Source organism: Intestinibacter sp., from assembly GCF_051866655.1.
Classification (GTDB): Bacteria; Bacillota; Clostridia; order Peptostreptococcales; family Peptostreptococcaceae; genus Intestinibacter.
This window is the reverse complement of sequence record NZ_JBJDXL010000432.1, coordinates 1-2,803: the sequence shown is the minus strand read 5'-3', so window position 1 is coordinate 2,803 and position 2,803 is coordinate 1. Positions and strand designations below refer to the sequence as shown.

At 29.3% G+C, this 2,803-nt stretch carries 2 protein-coding genes; both read left to right on the top strand.

Features of this window, described 5'->3' with window-relative positions:
- The first annotated feature begins 289 nt into the window (after positions 1-289).
- On the top strand, positions 290-1,915 hold the full coding sequence (locus ACI3VO_RS13060) for a DEAD/DEAH box helicase (protein WP_439758338.1): 1,626 nt from the start codon (positions 290-292) through the stop codon (positions 1,913-1,915).
- A gap of 603 nt (positions 1,916-2,518) precedes the next feature.
- Positions 2,519-2,803, top strand: a 285-nt coding sequence (locus ACI3VO_RS13055) for a folate family ECF transporter S component (protein ID WP_439758337.1), incomplete at its 3' end; no start/stop codon positions are given.

Below are 2,803 nucleotides of genomic sequence, written 5' to 3'. Positions count from 1 at the left end.
AGAACCTATGGAAGCTTGATGGTTTTAATAGGTATAGGAGGAATGCTACTTTTTAAAACAATAGGAATAATTTTAGATGTTTTACTTTTAATTGTAGTATTTTTCTACTTATTTAAGTTTATTGTAAAATTGATAAAATCTACAAAAAATTATTAGTACATATCTAAGCGCTTATAGCTCGTATAAATTGTTTAAATTTGGTCAAAAATAAGTTTGCATAATATTTGAATAAAATATATAATAGACAAGTTAGGATATTTTGAAAACGGAAAGGAAATAAACAATTAATATGAGTATAACAAGATTTGAAGATTTATCAATTAGTGATGAAATAAAAAGATCAATTGCGGAAATGGGATTTGAAGAGCCATCACCTATACAGGCTCAATCAATACCAGTTATTTTATCAGGGAGAGATGTCATAGGACAAGCACAAACAGGTACAGGGAAGACTGCGGCATTTAGTATACCTATACTTGAGAAGGTAGATCCAAATAATAAACATCTACAAGCCATAGTATTATGCCCAACTAGAGAGCTTGCTATACAAGTTTCTAAGGAAATAAGAAAGCTTGGTAAGTTTAAGAGCGGAATAAAAACATTACCAGTTTACGGTGGACAACCAATAGACAGACAAATAAAAGCATTAAAGAGTGGAGTACAAGTAGTAATAGGAACTCCAGGACGTGTAATAGACCATATAAATAGAAAAACTTTAAAATTAAACGATGTAAAAATGGTAGTGCTTGATGAAGCGGACGAAATGCTAGATATGGGATTTAGAGAAGATATCGAGTTAATTTTAAATCAAACTCCAATTGAAAGACAAACTACTTTCTTCTCAGCTACAATGCCAAAGGAAATATTAGAATTAACTAAATTATATCAACATGACCCAGAGCTAATTAGAGTAGTAAGAAAAGAGCTTACAGTTCCAAATATAAAACAATACTATATAGAAACAAGAAGAGCTAACAAGCTAGAAGTTCTATGCAGATTAATAGACGTATATAATCCAAAGCTATCTGTAGTATTCTGCAACACTAAGAGAGGTTCAGACGAGCTAGTAAGTGAGCTTCAAGCGAGAGGATATTTTGCAGATGCACTACATGGTGACCTTAAACAAACTCAAAGAGATATAGTAATGGATAAGTTTAGACAAGGGACTATAGATATATTAGTCGCTACAGATGTTGCAGCTAGAGGTATAGATGTTGATGATGTAGATATGGTATTTAACTACGACCTACCACAAGATGAAGAGTACTATGTTCACAGAATAGGTAGAACAGGACGTGCTGGTAGAGAAGGTGTATCTTTCAGTTTTGTATATGGAAAAGAAATGAGAAAAATGAGAGATATAGAAAGATATACTAAATCTAAATTAGTAAAACACAGTATACCAACTATAGCAGATGTAGAAGAAAAGAAGGTGGCTGCATTCTTCAACCAAGTTAAAGATGTTCTAAAAGAAAGTAATTTAGCAAAACAAATTAACTGGGTAGAAGCTCTATGTGAAGAGGAACAATTATCAACTCTAGAAGTAGCTGCTGCGTTAGTTAAGTTATCTATGGGTGAAGAACTAAAAGAAGAAATAATAGAGGAACCATCTAGAAGAGAAGCTAGAAAATCTAAAAAATCTAAAAAAGGTTCAACTGGAGCTGAACGTGGAATGGTTAGACTATTCATAAATGTAGGTAGAAACCAAAGAGTACAAGCTAAAGACATAGTTGGAGCTATAGCTGGAGAAGCTGGAATATCTGGTAAATTAGTTGGAACTATAGATATATACGATAAATACACATTTGTTGAAGTACCTAAAGCAAATGCAAAGAAAGTTCTAGAAAAATTAAAAAATGTAAAAATAAAAGGAAATAGAATCAACATAGAAAAAGCAAATAAAAGAAATAAATAGATAATATAAAACGAAGTCACTTAAAAAATTGTTAATTTTTATTCAATTAGAATTTAAGTGGCTTTTATATTTTGTATACAATTCTTTAAATAGAAAAGGGAAAAACTAATTTTACCTAAAAAAAATACAAAATAAAAAGAATATAAGTAAAAAAAATAATTTATATGGTTGTTTATTGTTAATTATATGATATACTATGGTTAGTAAGTATTACTTTTGTATAATTAGATTTCTAATTTTATGTATTATCATATTATTATTAAAAACAAATCGACGTGGCTAAATATTGGCACTTCAGATTTAAAATGGAAAATGAATCGAGTATTATGTTCAATTCCTTACAAAGCACTTATATTAAAAATGCAATTCTATTACAGGCTAATATTGGTAATATATTGCAAAAGTAAGTATTTAATATGATGTAAGGTTGTTTTTTATGCAATTTTACAGAGAAACAAGTTATTTAAAAGTAATGGGTTAGAAGTAGAATATATTAATTATCATAAATAAATACATTACACAGTAGAATTTTTATATTTTGCGCTCCTCCACAGACACATAGATCACTTATTTGTGTGTGCTAGCTAAAATAGGAGGAAATTTATGAAAAATAATAATGTAAAAAAATTAGTTGAAATTAGTTTATTAATAGCATTAGAGATTATTTTAACTAGATTCTGTTCAATCAATACACCAATCGTAAGAATAGGATTTGGATTTTTACCAATTGCAACAATAGCGATGATGTATGGACCATTAAGTGCAGGTATAGCTTATGCAATAGGTGATATTTTAGGAATGATGATATTCCCAAGTAGTTCTTTTTTCCCAGGCTTTACACTTACAGCATTCTTGACAGGTGTAGCTTATGGCTTAGTTTTATATAAA